Genomic DNA, 17,282 nt, shown 5'->3' on the forward strand with positions numbered 1-17,282 from the left:
CCCCCCCCCCCCCCCCCCCCCCCCCCCCCCCCCCCCCCCCCCCCCCCCCCCCCCCCCCCCCCCCCCCCCCCCCCCCCCCCCCCCCCCCCCCCCCTGCCCCCCGTACCTCAGGCGTTGATCAGCTCGTAGGCGGCCTTGGTCGCCGGCTGCTGATCGTCCGCGGCCGGCGGGACCGGCGTGGGGGTCTTGCCGTAGTCGGCGTAGGTGATCTCGTAGCTGCTGGCCTTGGCCTTGCCCGCGGCCGGGATCCGCACGACCGTCGAGGTCAGCCGTCCCTCGCCGTCCACCGTCGCCTCGAACGGCACCGCCTTGGCCTGGTCCCCCAGCGCCTTCAGCCGGGCGGGCTCGACGACCGACGAGTCCCCGAACTGGGTCAGGTCGGTCGTGCCGGCGAAGTGCCCGGCGCTGGTCTGCTGGACGTCGACGGCGGCCCGCAGCACCACACCGGCCTCGCCCGGGTCCGTCTCGTTGTCGTAGGCCACCGGGACGTCCTTGGACTTGACCTTGGCCGGGTCGAGCAGCATCCACTTCTTCGGCAGTTTGGGCAGACCGCTCAGTCCCTCCGTACCGGTGAAGCGGATCTTGATCCAGGACTGCTTCTTCACCACCAGGTAGTCCGAGTGCAGGGTGAAGCCCGCATCCGGTTCCTTGTACCGGAAGCCCACCCGGTAGCTCTGCTTGCTCGCGTCGAACTCCCCTTCGGCCGGGGCCTCCCCGTCCTCGATCTCGAACCGGAAGCTGCCGGTCGAGGCGTCCGGCAGGGACTTCAGCAGCGCGTCCCGCGGGGCGAGCGGCTTGGCCGACGCGGGCGCCGCCGCGTCCTCGACGGCGTCCGCGACACCACAGCCACCGGCCGCGACACTCACCGCGAGCAGGACACCCAGACCAGCCAGCCGAGCCTCAGAAACATTCATCACGTCATCGCTTTCTCTCCCGCGGCGGCCGGCCCGGCCGGTCCGCCATGTCGAGTTGACGCAGTGAAGCCTGGGTGACAGTGCTGCCGCCGGGCTGCCGCTATGCTGCTGCCGGCTGCCGTTCCGCTGCCGTTTCCCGTACGGGCTGCTCAAGGGGGGTATCGCGGTGACCGGAACACCGTCGGACCCCGCGCTGCGGTTCGAGATCCTCGGTGACGTACGCGCTCTGCGCGGCACCGAGGAGGTCGATCTCGGGCCGGCGAAGCAGCGTGCGGTGCTCGCCGTGCTGCTGCTGAACGCCGGACGGCCGGTGCCGACCCACCAGATCGTCGACGCCGTCTGGGGTGACGAGCCACCGGAGAACGGCTCCAATGTGGTCCAGAAATACGTGGCCGGGCTGCGCCGGGTGCTGGAGCCGGACCGCTCGCCGCGGACCCCGGGCGAGCTGATCGCTCTGGCCAACGGCGGGTACGTGCTGCGCGTCGACGCGGGAGCCCTGGACGCCGACCGGTTCCAGGCCGGCCTGGCCCAGTCCACCGCCGAACGCAAGGCCGGGCAGCTCGCCGAGGCGGCCGACACCCTGCGCCGGGCGTTGCAGCTGTGGCGGGGCGAAGCGCTCGCCGGGCTGACCGGGCCCGCCTTCGACTCCGCCCGCACCCGGCTCACCGAGGCGCGGGCCACCGCGTGGGAGAAATGGGCCGACATCGAGCTGGCCCGGGGCAACCACACCGGGCTGATGCCGGACCTCGTACGGCTGGTCGAGCAGTTCCCGTTGCGCGAGGGGCTGCGCGCGCAGCTGATGATCGCGCTGCACCAGGGCGGCCGGCAGGCCGAGGCGCTGGCCGCGTTCCGCGACGCCCGGGCCTACTTCCTCGAGGAGTTCGGCGTCGAGCCGGGCGAACGGATGCAGGAGACGCACCGAAAGATCCTGCGCGGCGAGCCGTTCTACTCCGAGCCGGTCGATCCGTGGGCCGACAGCGACGACATCCCGGCGCCGCGCGCCTCGCCGGAGAACGCCCGGCCCGCGGCCTCGGCCGTGGTCGCCCCACCCGGCGGCTACGTGCAGCAGTACGTGCCGCCGGACGTCACCGAGGTGGTGCCGGACCGGCGGCCCGCGCCCGGCCCGGCGCGATACCCCATCGGCGCGGCAGCCTGGGGACTGGCGCCGCCGGCGCCGCCCGCGTACGCGCCGCCCCGCAAACGGTTCCCGGTGGGCGAGGTGATCATGGCCGCCGTGCTGCCGATCATCATCTGTTCGTTCGGCAGCTGGATCTACTTCGTGTACGCGGGCATCCGCCGCCAGGAGCGACGCCAGTTCCTCTTCGCCCTGGGCTATGCGGTGCTGTTCGTGGTGGCCTTCGTGATCGCCGCATCGAATCCGAGCCCGGTGGAGAGTCCCGACCTGAACCCGACCGAGTGGATCGCCTTCACGATGTTCGCCGGGATCGCCATCGCCTCGGCGGTGCACGGCGCGGTGCTGGCGTCACACCCGGGCGACAGCCCCCGCAGCCGCACCCTGCGCGACCAGGCCCGCCAGTTCGCCACCTTCGACCCGGAACGGGCCCGCAGCCTCGGCATCGGCCGCCCGGACCTGATGCGCGCGTTCGACGACGGCGGCCTGGTCGACGTGAACCACGTGCCCGGCAACGAGCTGGCCCGGCTGCCCGGGATCAGCTCGGAGCAGGCCCACGGGATCGTGATCGACCGGCTCAACCGCGGCCCCTATGCCCAGCCCGAGGACCTCGTCATCCGCGGCGTGCTGCCGATGCGCGCGGTGAACCGGCTCTCCTCGAAGCTGATCTGCCTGCCGGTCGCGCAGCACGGCACCCCGCCCGGCGGCTGGCCGTCCCCGTACCCCTCAGCGCAGCACTACGGATGACGCCGCGCCGGCGACCTCAGCGGGCGCCGGCCGCCAGCAGCTGCCGGCGCGCGACGTATTCCACCAGCTCGATCAGCACGTTGCGGGCGGCCAGCGGCTCCCGGGCGTCGAACTCCACCACCGGCACATCGGGGTCCAGGTCGAGCGCCTTGGCAACCGCCTTCGCGCCGAAGCGACGGTCGGAGTCGAAACAGTTCACCGCCACGACGAACGGCGTGCCACGCTGCTCGAAATAGTCGATCGACGGGAAGCAGTCCGCCAGCCGCCGGGTGTCGGCCAGCACGACGGCACCGAGCGCACCCTGCGACAACTCGTCCCAGAGGAACCAGAAACGGTCCTGCCCCGGCGTGCCGAACAGGTAGAGCTGGAGGTCCTCGGTGATCGTGATGCGACCGAAGTCCATCGTGACCGTGGTGGTCCGCTTCTCCTCGATGCCCGAGGTGTCGTCGGCGCCCTCGACACCGGTCAGCACCTCCTCGGTCTGCAACGGCCGGATCTCGCTGACCGAGCCGACCATGGTGGTCTTGCCCGCACCGAACCCGCCGGCGATGAGGATCTTGAGCGCGACCGGGATACGCGAGCGCGTGCCGTCTCGGTCAGAGCGCACGGAGTCCATTGACAACCGCCTTGAGTACGTCGACGTCGTGCGGCTGAGAGGCCGCGGGGGGTTCGTAGAGCGAAATCAATCCCGCCGAGCGTAGATCACCCAGCAGGACCCGGACGACCCCGATGGAGAGGTCCAGTTTGGAGGCTAGTTCCACGACGGACGTGGGCTCCCACGCCGCGCCGACCAGAGCATGATGCTCCGGCTGCAGCGACGGTGCCGGCGGGGCGTCGGGCACGGTCGCCACCACGAAGGCGACCAGGTCGAACTCGCCGCCGGAGGGGGCGACCCGGCCCTGGGTGACCGCATACGGCCGGACCACCGGGCCCGCATCCTGATCCATCCAGTCGTGCGGGGCCCGCAGCGGGTCGGCCCGGTGCCCGCCTTCCCAGGTGTGCGACGCCCGCGGTCCCGCCGGCGCCGGGCCCCACTCGTTCGAGGCCGGTCGGTCAGCGGGCATCGGACCCCCGCCCCGGCCCACCCAGTCGTTCGAGGCCGGTCGGTCAGCGGGCATCGGACCCCCGTCCCGGCCCACCCAGTCGTTCGAGGCCGGTCGGTCAGCGGGCATCGGACCCGGCGGGCCGTTCCGGCGCATCCATCGTCTGCCCGACCCGGGTGACGAGCATGGCCATCTCGTACGCGATCAGGCCCAGGTCCGCGTCGCTGGCGGCGAGCACCGCCAGGCAAGCGCCCAGCCCGGCGGCCGTGACGAAGAGGAACGCGTCCTCCATCTCGACCACGGTCTGGCGTACCGGGCCGGCCCGGAAGTGCCGGCTCGCGCCCTTGGCCAGGCTCTGGAAGCCCGCCGCCATCGCCGACAGGTGCTCGGCGTCCTCCCGGCTCAGCGCCGCCGAGGCGCCCATCATGAGCCCGTCCGCCGACAGCACCACAGCCTGCTGCGCGGAGGGCACTCGCTCGATCAGATCGTCGAGCAGCCAGGTGAGGTTGGCACTCTGGTTTGTCGTGTATCCCACTTATGCGTCCTTATCCGGCCGGTTCTCGTGATTTTCGGGCGCGTTGTCTGTGCTGTTGTCGGATCCGGCCGCCACCGGGTCCTGCACTGCCGGGAAAATGACGGTAGCCGCCTCGGACCACATCGGCTCCCCAACCGTCTGCTGTTTGTCAGTTTCCGGACCATTGCTTGCCCTACCGGCCGGTGCACTGCCGGCCGCCGCGTCGGTCAGGCCGGCCGCTTCGCGCCGGCCTCGGGTGGTGCCTTGCTGCAGCGCGCTCATCAGGGACCTGACCTGCTCCGGTGAGCGCGACGGGGCCGCGGTCTGCTCGGCGACCGGTCCCCTTAGCTGCGGGGCGAGGCTGGCCTGACGGACGCGGCGCGGCAGCAGTGGCTCGTCGGCCTCGTCAGCTGACTGTTCGTCGGCCGGCGCGTCCTTGGGCATCGCCTTCGGGGTGACCGGGGGCATCGCCTTCGGGGCTCCGGGCATCGCGTCCGGGGCGATCCGGGGTGACGGGATCCGCGGCGGCACCTGCGGCGGAGTGCCCAGCATCGCCGGACCCTCACCGTGCCGGAGCGAGCCGTCGGGACTCAGCCCATCCGGGCCGGGCCCGCTCAGGCCGGGCCCGTTCAGGCCGGGCCCGTTCAGGCCGGGCCCGCTCAGGCCGCCACCGTCCAGGGCCGGGCCGTTCAGGGCCGGGCCGTTCAGGGCCGGGCCGTTCAGGGCCGGGCCGTTCAGGGCCGGGCCGTTCAGGGCCGGGCCGTTCAGGGCCGGGCCGTCCAGAGCGGGACCACCTACGCCGGGACCATCCAAGGCCGAGCCGCCCATACCGGGACCGTCGAGAGCCGGGCCACCCACACCCGGCACATTGAGGCCCGCGCCGGTAAGACCGCCGCCGTTTGTCGTTGTCCGGCCGTTGCCGGCGGACGGGAAGTCCGAGCTCAGCGACGCCGGCCGCGCCGGGGTGGCCGGCGCGGGAGAGCCAGGCACGGCAGGTCCAGCAGCAGCCGAACCCGGCGCCGGAGAACCAGGCGCGGCCGATCCAGGCGCGGAAGAACCAGGCGCGGAAGAACCGGGCGCGGCGGAACCGGGCGCGCTGGAGAGACCGTCCGGCGAGGTGAGGTTGGGTGGCAGCATGGCCGGCGGGGCCGCCCGCTGACCGCTCCCCCGCCGAGGCTTCGTGCGCCGTCGCTGCACCAGCCCGTCCTCGGTCAGCCCGTCCACGACCGCGCTGGGCGCCGGGCCACCGAACGTCCCGGCCGGCTCGGTCGGCTCGGCCGGCTCGGTCGCCGGGGTGTCGGACAGACCGAGGGTGTGCCTGCTCAGCGGCCGGGTCGGATCGCCCACGTCCGCGCCCGTCGCGGTGGCCGGTTCGTGGCGGTCCGCTCCAGGCTGAACGGTGTCGTCGGTCAGCTCGGGGCCCGCGGTCGCCGTACCGTTGATGGTCACCGGGCGGCCGGTCATCGCGATCGAGCGGACCGGCTCGCTGCCCTGCCATTGCAGGGCCCCGAGGGAGCTGCGGGCCGGGTCCTCGGTGCCCGTGCCGACCAGCGGCCTGTCCCAGGAGTTGTCCGGCGGGGTGGGGCCGGCCGGCAGTGCGACCTGGCCCTGGCCGGTAGTGACCAGCTCGCCCGGGATCAGCACGACCGCGGTCACGCCGCCGTAGCCGCTGGGTCGCAGCGAGACGCGGATGCTGTGCCGGTCGGCGAGCTGGGCCACCACGAACAGGCCCAGCCGGGCGCTGTCGGCGGGATCGAAGTCCGGCGGTTCGAGCAACTTGCGGTTGGCCTCGGCGAGCGCCTCGGGGGACATGCCCAGGCCGCGGTCCTCGATCTCCAGCGCGTACCCGTTGGGCAGGACCTGGCCCACCACCTGGACCCGGGTCTGCGGCGGCGAGAACGACGCCGCGTTCTCCAGCAGCTCGGCCAGCAGGTGGATGACGTCACCCACGGCCCGGCCCAGCACCGCCGACGACTCGACCGAGACGATGTCGACCCGCTTGTAGTCCTCGACCTCGCTGATCGCGCCGCGGACGACGTCGATCACCGGCACCGGGTTGCGCCAGCCGCGGCCCGGGGCGGCGCCGGCCAGGATCACCAGGTCCTCGGCGTGCCGGCGCATGCGGGTGGCGAGGTGGTCGACGCGGTACAGGTCCTCGAGCTCGTCCGGCTCGGTCTCGCGCCGTTCCATCTTGTCCAGCAGGGCCAGCTGGCGGTGCAGCAGGGTCTGGCTGCGCCGGGCGATGTTGAGGAAGACCTCGTTGATGCCGCGGCGGACGTTCGCCTCCTCGACCGCTGACTGCACGGCCGTGCGCTGGACCTCGTTGAACGCGCGGCCCAGCTGACCGATCTCGTCCCGGCCGTACTCCAGGGGTGGCGTCTCGACCTCGACGTCGACGGCCTCGCCGCGTTGCAGGCGCTTGACCACCGTCGGCAGTCGCTCGCCGGCCATCTCCAGGGCCTCGCCGCGCAGCCGGGTCAGCCGGCCGACCATGGATCGGCCGACCCGCACCGACACGATGATCGAGATGATGAAGGCGATCAGGCCGAGCAGGCCGGCCAGGCCGAGGCGGACCAGCACGTCCACGGCGACCGGCCGGGCGTCACCGGGCAGCGCCGCGACGGCGTTGACCTCGAACGCGGTCAGCTGCTGGGTCGCGGTGTCGAACGTGGGCCGCCACTCCGCCGCGGTGATCGGCAGCGCGGTGCCGGGCCGGCTGTCACTGAGCAGTTCGTCCTGCAGCTCGCTGAGCCGGCTGAACGACGCGCCGGTGCTGAGCTTCTGGTATGCCGTACGGTCCTGCGCGGGCAGGTCGGTGACGCCCTCGGCGAGCAGGAAGCGGGACATGCTGATCGCCTGCACCAGATCGTTACGTGCCGGCGCGCTGAGCTCGCCGGCCGCCAGCGCGCCACCGACCAGGGAGTTGGTCCGGCTGAGATAGTCCTGGCCGCGGGCGATGGTGACCACCGCGCGGATCTTGCGGTCGATCCGCTCGTCGCCGAAGGCCGCGGTGGCGACGAACATCCGGAAGCCGGACTCCACCATGCTGTTGTAGAGATTCTGCGCGCCGAGCGCGTCGACCTCTCGGCGATCGATGTGCTGCCTGTTCTCGCTCAGGCCGTCGAGGTCGGAGACGAGCTGCCGGATGCGGGTGCGCAGCACGTCGTCGGCGGCGTCCTGGGCGTCGGCGCTGCCCGCCGAGCGGCGGAAATCCGCGGCCGCGCGGTCGGTCGAGGCGCGCTGGGCGACCAGCGCCGGCGGGACGGCCTGGTCGTCCGACAGGTACGCGACAGAGAGCCGGCGTTCCAGCTGAAGCTGACCGAGCAGCCGCTCGCCGGGTGAGCCGACCTTGTCGACCAGGGTCTGCGCCGAGAGCAACTTCATCGCCGGGCCGGCGGTCACGCCCGTGGCGAAGACCCACAGCGCCAGCAGGGCGGTCAGCGGGACCGCGGCCAGCGCGATGATCTTCGAACGGATCGACCAGTTGCGGGTTCGCATCAGACTCCGCCCGAGGGGATTACAGGACCGTCGGCACGCTGGACCGGGTGACCACGGACGAGGGATTGACCGCCGTTGACATCGGTGCTGCGTGCGCCTCCGGCAGAATACGGAATGGATGCGCTCCCAGCCACCTCACCGGTGTGCCATGGATCTCCACAAAGCACCCGCGAAGCGGTCGAAGCGGTCCGGGCCCGCGCTCACGACACACGCGAGCAGGATTTCACCCCGGCACCTGGAATCGGATTGATGACCCTGGTTGAGTGGGCATACCTCCGGATGAAGAAGGAGGAACGCCATGTCCGCTTGGCTCACCATCGTCCTGATCATCGTCGTGCTGGTGATCGTCGCCGCGATTCTGCTCGCGGTGCGGGCCGGCCGCCGCAAGAAGCTGCAGCAGACCTTCGGCCCCGAGTACGACCGCGTCGTCGCCGACGCCGACAGCCGTACCGATGCCGAGCGTGAGCTGCGCGAGCGCGAGAAGCGGCACGCCGAGCTCGAGCTCAAGCCGCTGTCCGCCGAGTCCAAGGCGAAGTACTCGGTGGCCTGGGAAGAGGTGCAGATCCAGTTCGTGGACGCACCCGAGACCGCCGTGTCGACCGCCGACGAGCTGACCACCCGGCTCATCGCCGAGCGTGGCTACCCGACCGGCGACTACGACGACCAGCTCGCCACCCTTTCCGTCGAGCACGCCCGCACGCTCGAGCACTACCGCGACGCCCACGCCATCAGCGAGCGCAGCAAGAGCGGCCAGGCGGACACCGAGGACCTGCGGCAGGCGCTGGTCCACTACCGTGCCCTCTTCGCCGATCTGCTCGGCGAGAACCCGGTCCGCAGCGAGGGCGCGAGCACCCCGGCGGACGAGCCCAAGGTCCCCAACCAGCAGATCAACAACCACGACAGCGACGTCGCGGGCTCCCGTCCCGACGCCACGAGCCGCTGAGGAGCCGACCATGCGTTTCTTCTCCAACGACGCGCGCGAGTCCAGCGATGACCAGGCCCAGGACGACGGGCCCGAGCGGGTACGGTCCGAGCCGGTAGCCGTACCGAACCAGCGGCCGCCGTCGCCGTGGTCGAACACGCCGCCCGCAGCCGACGACCGCAACCCAGCCGACAGCACGGCAGCCGACCGTGACCGGGACGGTGTCGTGGACCAGGAGGTCGATGACGTGACCCGCCGCGAGGACACCGACCCGCCGCCGTTCCACGAGCCGAGCCCGCAGCCGACCGCTTTCGGCGCGTCCACCGTCGGCGGCGCGGTGGCGGCGTCGGCCATGGCCAACCCGACCAACGACCGGTGGGACGCGACCGACCGCGACTCGGCGGCCGACACCGGCGTCGGCGACGACGCCAACGTCGCCCCGGGCGATGGCGTGGTCACCTCCGCCACCGACCCGCACCCCGGCCACGGCACGGTCACCGCCCCTGACACCGTCCCGGCCACCTGGACGGCCGAGGACACCCGCGACGGGCGCGACCGCACCGATCCCGACGACGTGGTGGACGTTCCGCTCGACGACACGAGCAGCACCGGCCCCGGCGCGGTCTCCGCCCGGTCCGGCGCCCTCCCCGACCGGGACACTTCGGACACGGCCGACCTCGACGGGGACGGCAACCGGGATGATTCGGTCACCACCTTCGACGACCAGGCCCCGGCCACGTCCGCCGCACTCAAGGACGAGGGCGGCTTCGACGACCCCAAGGCCGTGGACCCCGCCACCGAGACCCCCCTCGAGAGCACCGCCTCGGACGGCAACACCGCCGACGCCGCCCCGCTCAAGGACGATGGTGGTTTCGACGATCCCAAGGCCGTCGACCCGGCCACGGGTACGCCCATCGACAGCACGCCGCCCGCCGAAGCGGCCGTCCCGGTCGCCGCTGCCGCTGCCGCTACGACCTCCGCTGCCGCGGCTACGACCTCCGCCGGCACGGCGGAGAAGTCCGGCAGCCTGTTCGACCAGGACGATGCCCGGACGTTCCAGGAGCGGTGGCGGGACGTGCAGCTGCGCTTCGTCGACAGCCCCAAGGACGCCGCCGGCGACGCCGCCAAGCTGGTCGACGAGGCCGTCGAGAAGCTCTCCGCCAGCCTGCGCTCGCAGCGCGAAGGCCTCAACAACGACACCGAGGACACCGAGCAGCTGCGGGTGCAGCTGCGCGGATACCGGGACATGCTGAACCGCATCCTCAGCCTCTGACCCCGTCCCGCCTCCCGGCCGCGTGCTCACCGCACGCGGCCGGTGCCATGCTGGGCGGATGCGCGCGTCCCGGCTGCTCTCCCTGCTGCTGTTGCTGCAGAACCGCGGGCGGATGACCGCCCAGGAACTCGCCGACGAGCTCGAGGTCTCGGTCCGGACGGTCTACCGCGACGTCGAGTCGCTCGGCGCGTCCGGCGTGCCGGTCTACGCCGACCGCGGCCCGGCCGGCGGCTACCAGCTGCTCGACGGCTACCGCACCCGGCTGACCGGCCTCACCGGCGACGAGGCCGGCACGCTCTTCCTCGCCGGGATGCCGGGCCCGGCTGCGGAACTCGGCCTCGGCTCGGTCCTGGCGGCCGCGGAGCTCAAGCTGCGGGCGGCGCTGCCGGGTGAGCTGGCGGACCGGGCGGACCGGGTACGCGAACGCTTCCACCTGGACGCGCCGGGCTGGTTCCGCGCCGACGAGCCGACCCCGCACCTGGCCACGGTGGCGGACGCGGTGTGGCGGGCCCGCATGATCGAGGTGCGTTACCGGCGCTGGAAGGCGCCTCGCGAGGTGACGCGGACACTGTCTCCGCTGGGCGTGGTGCTGAAGGCGGGACGCTGGTATCTGGTGGCCGGGTCCAGGGAGCGGATCACGGCGTACCGGGTGGTGAACATCCTCGACGCCGAACTGCTCGACGAGCCGGCCCACCGACCGGCTGGATTTGATCTGGCGCGGTTCTGGCAGGAGTGGACCGAGCAGTACGAGCGCGGCGTCTACCGGGCGCAGGCCACCGTACGGATGACGACCGAGGCCCTCAACCGGATGGCGTACGTTTTCCCGCCGGAGATGGCGCGGACGGCCCGGGCCTGCGCGGGGCCGGCCGGGGACGACGGGTGGCTGACCACGACGGTGCCGATCGAATCGGTGCGGCACGGGCATATCGAGTTGTTGAAGCTGGGCGCGGAGGCGGAGGTGCTGGATCCGCCGGAGCTGCGGGAATGCTTCGCGGAGACGGCCCGCGGCCTGAGCCGCACCTATCTCTCCGCCGCTCCCTTCTCCTCAGCTCCCCTTTCCTCCGCTTCCTCGGATGGTCACTCCGCCGCTTGCTCGGACCGTCTCTCCGACGGCTCCTCGGACAGCGCGGAGCCCGGGCCGCTCGGGCCCGGGCTCCGGGTGGATCAGTCGTCAGACGAGTGAGGCGTCGTTCGCGGTCAGCTCGGTCTGCGGGTTGGTCGGCGGCTGTGGCGGCACGTCCGGGTCCTCGTCGTCCGGCGGCGGATCGTCCGGCGGGGTCGACGACTCCGTCGGCGGGGTCGTCTCGTTGCCACCGGGATCCGGCGTCTCCGAGGAGGCCGGGTCGGTCGGTGACGTCGGCGGCGTCTCCGAATCGGACGGCGATGGCGACGGCGACTTGGTCGTGGCCGGGCGGGCGTTCTTGGTCCGGGTGAGCGGTTGGGTGTTCGACTTCGGTTCGGTACGGATCGCCTCGGCCTCTGTCGGTGCGTCGCCCGCACCGGAACCGCCGCGGGGCGCCTCCACGTCGTTCTGCACGGATGTCACGGCGGGCGGACGCTCAGGCGACAACGTCACCTGACCGAACTGCACGCCGAGCCACATTGCCGGTCCGAGGCCAATCGCGACGATGGCCCCGAAGAGCGCCATCGGTCCCCGTTCCATAGCGCCCCTCCCCCCTGTCAGTGACGATCATCGCCGCTTCGAGTGGCCCTCATCTACCCAATTCGGCGAAGGGTAAGCAAACGAACATGGCACCCATGATGACCCCTGGTGACAAGTTCGTGACTCATCCCGTCGGAATGACGTCTCTTTCTTCACCACGGACGCCGACGATCAACAGTTCAGCCGGCCAGCGAACTATCTGGTGCGGGACAGGAACGCTACGGCGTCGTCGAGCGCCGCCCAGCCACCCGGCAACTCGTCGGAGTCCAGCGCCGTCCGCACGCTGAGCGTCCCGCCGTCCCGCAGGCTCAGATCCCAGCTGCGGCGCCGCGTCCGGGTCGCGCCGGCCACCTCGGCGAACGGCACGAACCGGCTGCCGGGCGCGGTCTCGTCGCGCTGCGGCACATCGGCGGCCGCGAACCGGGCGAGTCGGCGCTTGGCCGAGCCGTTCTGGGAACGGGGCAGACCGGGCACGAGGAACAGTCCGGTGTCGACGATCAGCAGGTCGGTCCGGGCACCGTCGATGATCAGGTTGACCACGCCGCCGACGACCTCGGGCCGGGTCTGTGCGGTGTCAGCGCCGGCCACGGCGGCGGGATCGATGCGCAGCTCGGCGAGCCGCTCCCGGGCGGTGGCGACCGTCGCGGGGTCACTGGCCAGTGCGGCGAGGCCACCGAGGTCGAGGTGGGCGCCGTCGGCGGCGATGAGCTCGGCGTTGCCGGTCCAGCTGTGCCGCCAGCGGGCGGCCCCGCTGCGCAGCGCGGCCAGGGCGAGCAGGAGGGTGACGAGCTCGGCCACGCGGGCGGCGGTCTCGTCGGCGGGAAGGCCGGCGAAGACCGACTCGGCGGCCTTGTGCAGCCGGCCGTCGGCGGCGAGGTCGAGGACATCGGCGGCCGTCACGACGGGGACGGCGGCGGCGCGGGAGATGGTGGCCAGGGCGGCGTCGGCCTCTCGCTGCATCTCGACCGTGCGGGCGGCTCCGAAGAAGGAGTCCCAGTCGACGGTGGTGCGGCCTTGGGCGGGGAAGGCGACGCCTTGCAGCGCCCGCCCGAGTCCGGGCAGGTCGGGCACCAGGTCTCCGGCCGGGGCGCCGAGCTCGAACCCGGCCGGTTGCGCATCGTCCACGCCGACCGGCGCGATCGTTGCCTGGTCGGGCTCGGACGCAGCTTCCACATCGAGCTCGGACGCGGCGGCCGAAGATCCCGTCGGCGACTTCGGCCGGCCTGGGGTGACGGACAAACCGCTGGATGCCGGATCCGGCGATGCGTCCTCGCGCACCGCCGCAACGGGCGAATCCACCGGCTTCCCGGCTTCGTCGGTTTCCGAACCGCCAGCGCTCGACCGGCCCTCGGCGCTCGATCCACCTCCAGCGCTCGGCCCGCCGACGCTCGGCCCGCCTGCAACAACCAGCCCAATGGCGCCGGATCCGCCGCCGGCACCCGGCTCGCTAGCGGTCAGCCCTCCTGCAGTAGACGGCTCGCCGGCGTTGAGCCCGACCCCGGCGCCCGACCCAGTGGCGCTCGGCCCACCTGCAGTAACCGGCCCGCCCGTGCTCAGCCCGGCCGTGGTCATCGAGGCGCTGGAGGTCGAGGCCGCCGCGCCGACCAACTCCGACTCTCGCTCGTCAGCGCCGGGCGTTCGTGGCGTGACAACCTGGGCCGCGCTCAGTGCCGCGAGCCGCTCGTTGACCGGCGGATGGGTGTCCCAAGTGGACGGCACTCCTGGGTCGCGGGCACGCAGCACCGCCACGTCGTCCGCCCGGGCCGCCAGCACCCGGAGGAACCCGCCGAACAGGTCGTCCGGCACGTGCCCCGCCTGCCAGCCCGGTCCGAGATACTCAGCGTGGAAGATTTGTTGCAAAGCGTCCAGCGCCGGCAGGTCGCGCAGCACTGCGGTGGCGGCGGCACGGCCGGCGTACTCGGCAGCGATCTGGTCGGCGGTCAGCTCCTGGGCCCGGCTGAACGGTGCGTCGATCCGGCGGTACCACTTCGCGTACGTCCGCAGCAGTGGTCCGGCGGGATTGCGCGGCGGGATGCGCGGCACCGTCCGGCCCACCGCCACGCGGCCGCGGTAGGCCAGGGGTGCGAGGCGGCCCAGCCGCGGCGAGAAGTGGCCGAGCTCGTGGGCCGCGACCGCGCGCAGGTGTGCTTCGTCCCACGCCTGGAGCAGGGGCAGGCCCAGGTAGAGGTCGCGGCGGCCGCCGAGCAGGCCGAGCAGGCGGGTGCGCTCGATGATCTTCGCGGCCGCGTCGGCGACGATCGTCACCCGGTCGGGGGTACGGGTGCCCGCGGCTGCCGCGGCACCGTCGAGCAGCTCCCACAGGCGCGGGGCGTCCGCGCGGGTCACCGGGATGCCGACCGGCTCGGGGCGGCGCGTGTGCAGGGCGCGCCAGGTCGCGTACGCCATCACGCCGACCGTCGCGATGCAGACCGGGACGCCGAGGCGCAGCGCGGCAGCGCCCGGCAGCATCGAGAGCAGCAGCAGGACCGGCACCACGACCAGCGCGAGCTGCAGTGCCGCGACGAGCAGGAACCCGGCCAGCGCGGTCGCCGATGCCAGCACCCTCTTCTGCACGCGGCTAGCCTAGGGCCGGCCTACGACAACGCCATGGCCGCCGCTCCGCCGGACGGTCACGATTGAGCCCCGAACAAGGGCGGTGACGTGCGCGGATCCGGCGTGTCGGCCCGCCGTACCGGTAAGAAGATTTAAGGAAGATTTCGGGACGATCACGCCGGTGACACAACGCCGCCGTTTCGGCGGCGGCGTCGTGGGGATCCACGACCGCATGACTGACCTCGATCAGACTCTCGTGGCCGGCATCAAGGGCTACGCCTGGCTGCCCGATCTTCGCCGCCGGCATCACGACCGGCCCGTGCGCCTGCGGGTGCTGGGCCAGCGGGCGGTGGCGATCTGCGGACCGGAGGCCGTGCGGTTCTTCTACGACGAGAGCCACATCGAGCGGCACACTGCCCTGCCGCACCCGGTCGTGGCCACGCTGTTCGGCAAGGGCGCGGTGCACACGCTCGACGGGGAAGCGCACCGGCACCGCAAGGCGCTGTTCGTCGCGCTGCTGATGAACGACGGCATCGACGTGCTGGCCAAGCTGGTCGGCGAATCGTTCGACGAGGCGGCGGAGAGCTGGCGCGGCCGGCCGTCGGTGACTCTCTTCGACGAGTCCGCCCTGGTCATCGCCCGTGCGGTGACCCGGTGGGCCGGCATCCCGGTCACTGACGCCGAGTTGCCGAAACTGGCCGCCGACCTGGTCGCGATGGTGGACGGCTTCGCGACCCCGGGCCCACGGCACTGGCGCGCCCTGGCGGCCCGCCGCCGGCGCGAGCGCTGGCTGGCCCAGAAGATCGAGGGGGTACGCAGCGGCGAGGTCATCGCACCGGCCGATGCGGCGATCACCACGATCGCGCACTTCCGCGAGGACGGCGAGCCGCTCAAGCCCCGTACGGCAGCCGTGGAACTGATCAACATCATCCGTCCGGCGACGGCGGTCGCGTGGTTCGTCGCGTTCAGCGCGCACGCCCTGGACCGCTGGCCGCAGCACCGCCGCCCGTTGCGGGACGGCGACCACGAGTTCACCGCGGCCTTCGTGCACGAGGTGCGCCGCTTCTATCCGTTCGCCCCGTTCCTCGGCGGACGGGCGATCGCCGACCTGATCTTCGCCGGCGAGCGCATCCCGAAGGGCGCCCTGGTGCTGCTCGATGTCTACGGCCAGAACCATGACCACCTGCTCTTCCCTCAGCCGTACGAATTCCGTCCGGAGCGTTTCGTGGACCGGCCGATCGGCGAGTTCGACCTGATCCCGCAGGGTGGCGGCGATCCCCGCACGGGTCACCGCTGCCCGGGCGAACGGATCACGGTCGCCCTGCTGGGCACCCTGGTGCAACGGCTGGCCCAGCTCGACTACTACCTGCCACCGCAGGACCTGAGCATCAACCTGAGCCGCATCCCGGCCCGACCGGCCAGCGACGTGGAAATCGTAGTTCCGTGAACGACGAGGGATCTCTTACGAGGTCCTTACGGCCATGCCGCACACCTCGCGCCGACCATCGACAGCTGTGACGCTGATGGGCATTCCACCTATCGAGGGAGATGTCCATGGGGGCGATGAGGGGTGCGCCGGTGGTGGCAGTGGTCGGTGCGATCGCCGTCAGCCTGGCCGGTGCGGTGCCGGCCGAGGCGGCGGCGACCTGGCGGATCGCGGCGGAACCGCCACTGAAACCGGCGAGCCGGCTGGTCGACGTGAGCGCGACCGGTTCGGCTGACGCCTGGGCGGTGGGATATCAGGACAACGCGTACGGGCGCATTCCGGCCCAGCCGGCTGCGCTGGTGCGGTGGAACGGCAGGACGTGGTCGGAGAGCCTCCTGCCCGCGCCGTTCGACTCACCGGAGGCGGTGAGCGCGGTGGATTCCTCGAACGTGTGGGCGGTCGGGCAGGACGACAGGCAGTTGCCGTACGCGGCTCGCTGGGACGGCACGGCCTGGCGGGGCTATCCAGTGGCTGATCAGGGCCGGTTCAGTGACGTGGCGGCCCGCAACGGCAAGCCGCTGGTCGTCGGCGCCCGGCGTGCGGGTGGCGCTCTCGTCATGGAGTGGGACGGTCAGCGTTTGCACGAGGTGGTCGTGCCTGGGAGTGACGCTTGGAGCGGCGGCCTGCAGGCGGTGGCGACTGCACCGGGTGGAGCTGCGTTCGCGGTCGGCTCGTGGCATGTGGACAACGCTGGTTACCCGGAACCCCTGATCGTGCAGCGCACCGGCGACATCTGGCGGGTGGCGGCGCTGCCGAAGGTGCCCAGTGCACGGTTGACCGGTGTGTACGCGCGCTCGGCCACCGACGCGTGGGCGGTCGGGACGATCGAGTACGACTCGTCTCGACCGAAGCCGCTGATCATGCACTGGGATGGCGTCTCGTGGCGGCGCGTGGCCGCACCGACCGAATCGGCCAATCTGTGGGCTGTCGGCGGCGACGCAGCGGGGAATCTGTGGGTGACCGGGAGCAACCCGAGCGAGCCGTACGGGGTGTCGTACCCGGGGTCGCTGTTCCTGCGGTACCAGGGCAAGAAGTGGAGTGTGGTCTACGGGCCGAAGGTCCGGGCCGGCGATCCGTTCTGGGCGGCGGATCCGTTCCTTTCGGCCGTGGAGAACATTCCTGGGACGTCGGCGTTCTGGGGAGTTGGTGCGGTTTCGGATCCGGCGAAGGACCACGTCGCCCTGGTCGAGCGGATCGGCTGACGCCCTGGCCGGCTGGGGTGGCTTGGATTGGCTCCTCGGTCGCCGCAGGTTAGCGGCGGGACCGCAGTTGGGTGGTGGTTGCCAAGCGACGGGCCTTGGTGGGCTTCACCGCGGAGCGGCCGGGTACTACCGCCGAGCGGGCTGGGTCCTGCCGCAGGGCGACCTCCCGCGAAGCGGGGTCCTGCAACGAAGCGGGTCCCACCGCTGGGCGGCACCGGCCGCTGAGCGGGACCTACCGCTGAGCAGCACCTGCCGCGCTGAGCGGGACCCACCGCAGAGCAGCACCTGCCGCGCTGAGCGGGACCCACCGCAGAGCAGCACCCTGCCGCGCTGAG

13 protein-coding genes are annotated in these 17,282 nt (G+C 72.3%); 6 read left to right on the top strand and 7 right to left on the bottom strand.

All coding sequences use genetic code 11. The features are described 5' to 3' along the window. Nucleotides 1-107: 107 nt before the first annotated feature. Nucleotides 108-914 (bottom strand): hypothetical protein, encoded by an 807-nt coding sequence (locus ACZ6S4_RS21625; protein ID WP_465476652.1) that lies wholly within the window; start codon nucleotides 912-914, stop codon nucleotides 108-110. Between the two features lie 166 nt (nucleotides 915-1,080). Between ACZ6S4_RS21625 and ACZ6S4_RS21630 the strand changes: the two genes are divergently transcribed. Further along, a complete protein-coding gene (locus ACZ6S4_RS21630; RefSeq protein ID WP_465476653.1) occupies nucleotides 1,081-2,793 on the top strand; it encodes a BTAD domain-containing putative transcriptional regulator in 1,713 nt (570 codons plus the stop codon). Between the two features lie 16 nt (nucleotides 2,794-2,809). Here ACZ6S4_RS21630 and ACZ6S4_RS21635 read toward each other — a convergent pair whose 3' ends face one another. The 4 genes from ACZ6S4_RS21635 to ACZ6S4_RS21650 all read right to left on the bottom strand — a co-directional run bounded on the left by ACZ6S4_RS21635 (nucleotide 2,810) and on the right by ACZ6S4_RS21650 (nucleotide 7,848). Next, nucleotides 2,810-3,409 carry a GTP-binding protein gene (locus ACZ6S4_RS21635; protein WP_433725659.1) on the bottom strand — a complete coding sequence of 200 codons (600 nt, stop codon included), beginning with the start codon at nucleotides 3,407-3,409 and terminating at the stop codon, nucleotides 2,810-2,812. Further along, nucleotides 3,390-3,740, bottom strand: coding sequence for a DUF742 domain-containing protein (locus ACZ6S4_RS21640; RefSeq protein WP_360555403.1), 351 nt, complete (start codon nucleotides 3,738-3,740; stop codon nucleotides 3,390-3,392). Before ACZ6S4_RS21640 ends, ACZ6S4_RS21635 begins: the two co-directional genes overlap by 20 nt. Nucleotides 3,741-3,954: 214 nt before the next feature. Then, nucleotides 3,955-4,371 carry a roadblock/LC7 domain-containing protein gene (locus ACZ6S4_RS21645; protein ID WP_212989688.1) on the bottom strand — a complete coding sequence of 139 codons (417 nt, stop codon included), beginning with the start codon at nucleotides 4,369-4,371 and terminating at the stop codon, nucleotides 3,955-3,957. Next, the gene (locus tag ACZ6S4_RS21650; protein WP_465476654.1) at nucleotides 4,372-7,848 is read right to left on the bottom strand and encodes a sensor histidine kinase; all 3,477 of its coding nucleotides are present in this window, start codon (nucleotides 7,846-7,848) and stop codon (nucleotides 4,372-4,374) included. A gap of 298 nt (nucleotides 7,849-8,146) precedes the next feature. Here ACZ6S4_RS21650 and ACZ6S4_RS21655 point away from each other — a divergent pair, with 298 nt between their 5' ends. Genes ACZ6S4_RS21655 through ACZ6S4_RS21665 form a run of 3 tightly spaced genes read left to right on the top strand, consistent with a single transcriptional unit; the run spans nucleotide 8,147 to nucleotide 11,226 of the window. Then, nucleotides 8,147-8,791 (top strand): hypothetical protein, encoded by a 645-nt coding sequence (locus tag ACZ6S4_RS21655; protein ID WP_433725655.1) that lies wholly within the window; start codon nucleotides 8,147-8,149, stop codon nucleotides 8,789-8,791. Nucleotides 8,792-8,801: 10 nt separating this feature from the next. Next, nucleotides 8,802-10,043, top strand: a complete 1,242-nt coding sequence (locus ACZ6S4_RS21660) for a hypothetical protein (RefSeq protein ID WP_465476655.1) — start codon at nucleotides 8,802-8,804, stop codon at nucleotides 10,041-10,043. 58 nt (nucleotides 10,044-10,101) lie between these two features. Continuing rightward, the gene (locus tag ACZ6S4_RS21665; RefSeq protein WP_465476656.1) at nucleotides 10,102-11,226 is read left to right on the top strand and encodes a helix-turn-helix transcriptional regulator; all 1,125 of its coding nucleotides are present in this window, start codon (nucleotides 10,102-10,104) and stop codon (nucleotides 11,224-11,226) included. Here ACZ6S4_RS21665 and ACZ6S4_RS21670 read toward each other — a convergent pair. Further along, nucleotides 11,215-11,706: a hypothetical protein gene (locus ACZ6S4_RS21670; protein WP_465476657.1), complete on the bottom strand. Its 492-nt coding sequence runs from the start codon at nucleotides 11,704-11,706 to the stop codon at nucleotides 11,215-11,217. The two genes, ACZ6S4_RS21665 and ACZ6S4_RS21670, sit on opposite strands and share 12 nt — an antisense overlap. 195 nt (nucleotides 11,707-11,901) lie before the next feature. After that, a complete protein-coding gene (locus ACZ6S4_RS21675) occupies nucleotides 11,902-14,280 on the bottom strand; it encodes a M48 family metalloprotease (protein ID WP_465476658.1) in 2,379 nt (792 codons plus the stop codon). 211 nt (nucleotides 14,281-14,491) lie between these two features. Between ACZ6S4_RS21675 and ACZ6S4_RS21680 the strand changes: the two genes are divergently transcribed. Then, on the top strand, nucleotides 14,492-15,706 hold the full coding sequence (locus ACZ6S4_RS21680; RefSeq protein ID WP_465476659.1) for a cytochrome P450: 1,215 nt from the start codon (nucleotides 14,492-14,494) through the stop codon (nucleotides 15,704-15,706). A 107-nt stretch (nucleotides 15,707-15,813) separates the two neighbouring features. Then, a complete protein-coding gene (locus tag ACZ6S4_RS21685; RefSeq protein ID WP_465476660.1) occupies nucleotides 15,814-16,947 on the top strand; it encodes a hypothetical protein in 1,134 nt (377 codons plus the stop codon). The last annotated feature ends 335 nt before the right edge of the window (nucleotides 16,948-17,282 follow it).

The sequence above is a fragment of the Actinoplanes sp. NPDC051405 genome (assembly GCF_055586185.1).

Coding starts and splice junctions, on each gene's coding strand:
- ACZ6S4_RS21655 (WP_433725655.1), top strand. CDS start 8,147: ATGTCCGCTTGGCTCACCATCGTCCTGATCATCGTCGTGCTGGTGATC.
- ACZ6S4_RS21625 (WP_465476652.1), bottom strand. CDS start 914: ATGAATGTTTCTGAGGCTCGGCTGGCTGGTCTGGGTGTCCTGCTCGCG.
- ACZ6S4_RS21635 (WP_433725659.1), bottom strand. CDS start 3,409: ATGGACTCCGTGCGCTCTGACCGAGACGGCACGCGCTCGCGTATCCCG.
- ACZ6S4_RS21660 (WP_465476655.1), top strand. CDS start 8,802: ATGCGTTTCTTCTCCAACGACGCGCGCGAGTCCAGCGATGACCAGGCC.
- ACZ6S4_RS21640 (WP_360555403.1), bottom strand. CDS start 3,740: ATGGATCAGGATGCGGGCCCGGTGGTCCGGCCGTATGCGGTCACCCAG.
- ACZ6S4_RS21665 (WP_465476656.1), top strand. CDS start 10,102: ATGCGCGCGTCCCGGCTGCTCTCCCTGCTGCTGTTGCTGCAGAACCGC.
- ACZ6S4_RS21680 (WP_465476659.1), top strand. CDS start 14,492: ATGACTGACCTCGATCAGACTCTCGTGGCCGGCATCAAGGGCTACGCC.
- ACZ6S4_RS21650 (WP_465476654.1), bottom strand. CDS start 7,848: ATGCGAACCCGCAACTGGTCGATCCGTTCGAAGATCATCGCGCTGGCC.
- ACZ6S4_RS21670 (WP_465476657.1), bottom strand. CDS start 11,706: ATGGAACGGGGACCGATGGCGCTCTTCGGGGCCATCGTCGCGATTGGC.
- ACZ6S4_RS21685 (WP_465476660.1), top strand. CDS start 15,814: ATGGGGGCGATGAGGGGTGCGCCGGTGGTGGCAGTGGTCGGTGCGATC.